This window comes from Acinetobacter sp. S40 (assembly GCF_016624705.1).
Classification (GTDB): Bacteria; Pseudomonadota; Gammaproteobacteria; order Pseudomonadales; family Moraxellaceae; genus Acinetobacter.
Map to the genome: position 1 here is coordinate 1 of NZ_JACVTU010000029.1, position 2,478 is coordinate 2,478.

The 2,478-nt window shown below is 43.5% G+C and carries 2 protein-coding genes; both read right to left on the reverse strand.

Annotated elements, in window-relative coordinates; all coding sequences use genetic code 11:
- Positions 1-920, reverse strand: a 920-nt coding sequence (locus IAE19_RS16380) for an ABC transporter transmembrane domain-containing protein (RefSeq protein ID WP_265092554.1), incomplete at its 3' end; no start/stop codon positions are given.
- Positions 917-2,425 carry a TolC family outer membrane protein gene (locus IAE19_RS16385; protein ID WP_200461965.1) on the reverse strand — a complete coding sequence of 503 codons (1,509 nt, stop codon included), beginning with the start codon at positions 2,423-2,425 and terminating at the stop codon, positions 917-919. The genes IAE19_RS16385 and IAE19_RS16380, both read right to left, overlap by 4 nt.
- Positions 2,426-2,478: the final 53 nt, after the last annotated feature.

Here is a 2,478-nt window from a genome sequence, read left to right on the forward strand (position 1 = left end):
ATTAAGGGGACAACCAGTACCATCACCCAGAATAAGCTACCGCCAATCATCCAGAAAATCACAAGGAATAAGAAGAAAAACGGTAAGTCGGCAATGGCGCTGATGGTAGTGGAGGTCACCAGTTCACGGACGCCTTCAAGTTCACGAATTTGTGAAATGAAGGTACCGGTTGATTTGGAACGTTCTTTATTTTTGATGCGTAGCGCATGTCCAAAAACACGATCTGAGATTTTAAGGTCAGCACGTTTTCCAATAATATCAGACAGGTAAATTCGGGCAATGCGCAATACAAATTCAAAGATAGCAGCCAGTAATACTCCCCCCGCCAACACCCATAAGGTCGGATAGGACTGAGAGGGAACCACGCGATCATAGACTTGCATGGAAAAGATAATGGTTGCCAGTGCTAAGATATTGGCAATTAAGGAGGCAAACATGATATCCACATAGCGTTTCCAGTCTTTAAGGACAATTGACCAGAACCAGCTTGCTTCATAGGGTTTGATATATTCATCAACGCGAGCGTCTGGAATCGAGCTTTCCGGACGAACGATATAGATGTGTTTAATCAGGGTATTGAGTTGATCCACGGTAAAGCTTTGGGCCAGGCCTTGTTCTCCACTGAGTTGGATGCTGATATGGCCTTCTCCATCCGCCTTGTCTATGACACCCACCTGCCCATCATTAAATTCGGCAATCACAGGCAATCGCCATGGATTGAGTAATTCTGCCGAAAACTTGAGTTTGCGGAACTTGAGTCCCATTTGACGGCAAATCAGTAACAGCACATCATCAATGTTATGGTTCTGGTTCCAGTCCAGTTGTAATCGGATGCGTTCTTCTGACGGTTCAATTCGGTAGTGTTTGGCAATCACAAGGACGGATTGTAACCACGGCTGATAGTTAAGTGCTTGACTCATGGTTGTACCTCAAATCCCTGAATTGAAATATGGTTAAGTTGATAGGCCTGACGAGTGCGTCCTGTGGTCTGGATAAATTGAACCAGACTGTTGTAAATGTCATAACGTGCTGTTTCAAGCTCGTTATTCGCCGAATGGATCGCCATTTCTGCATTGAGTAAATCCAGTACTGAACGCGTTCCCAGTTTATATTGTTCTTGATAAAGTTCCCGGGTTCTGACCGTAGTCGCCTGTCTTTCTGAAAGGACCTGGATTTGTCTTTGTTTGTTTTCGATGTTTTCTCGTGTGGTGCGTAGTTGGTCAAGTACGTCCAGATAAACTGAGTTAACTTTGGAACGTGCGGCTTCTTCTGCATAGCTGGCAGATCTGACCTGCGCCGAAACAGCTCCCCCCTGATAAAAGTTGCTACTCGCTTCCAGCATCACCGCACTATAGAGTCCATTATCTTTATCATTGTTTGGATTAACGCCATTCAAAGCCTGACTTAAGGATCCTTTGACTGATAAGGTCGGATATAGGCTTAATTGGGTTTGTTTTTTCTGCGATTTGGCAACTTCAACTTCGGCCTGTGCCGCAATCATTTTGGGGATGGTATTAAATTCTGGATCTTGAAACAGATCAGAGGATTTCACCAAATCATCAGGAATCGTCCAGTTTTTATTGCTGACATCAAATCCTAGTAAGGTGCGTAGACGCTGTTGGTATTGTCTTAATAAGGATTGTTCAGCAATCAGACTCGATTGCGCCGATTGTAGATAGGATTCGGCTTGTATGGGATCGGCCTGACTGCTAATTCCTGCATTGGCGCGCATGTTGGCAATATCCAGAATTTTTTGGATGCCGATGACTTGTTGTTCTCCAATCTGGCTAATGCGTTTATAGCGTTCAATGTTAATGACGGCAGAGGCAACCTGATAGGCAATATCATCAATGCTGACCAAAACGTTGGCCTGCTCCACAATCAATTTGGCTTTCTGGGTATCAACACTGGATTTGACTTTACCAAAGTCATAAAGCAGTTGAGTTGCGCTTAGGGTCAGTAACTGGCGACCACGTTCACCTGTCGTCAAATCACCGGTACTCACTCCCCCGGTCAGTTGCGGATAGTATTGGGCTTTGGCAACATCAATATTGGAGTTTTGGGCGGCGAGTGTAGAAATACTTTGGCTAATTTCAGGGTTACGTTGAATGCCAAGTTGAATCGCGTCAATGAGATTAATTTGCCGATTCGAACTGGAATTGTCTGGATAAGCTTGTAGTGCCGTGTTTGAACGTATCCCCACCACAGGCAACCGATCCAGTTTTGAGGTATCCACCTGAAAGTTGGACAAGTCCTTAAATTGCACTTTATTAAAGTCTTCATCAGAATGAGGGCTAAACAAATTTTCTATGTTTTGTTTAATTGACTTACCTGTCGTTGTGGAAGAATCTGCATAGCTGATCGGTACATACAAACTACACCATAAATAAAAAGGAATTCTTATAAAGTGTCGCCATTTGTTCATTCTTTTGTTCCAGAATTTGAAACTTATATCCAAGTCAAAAATTGTACTTGATT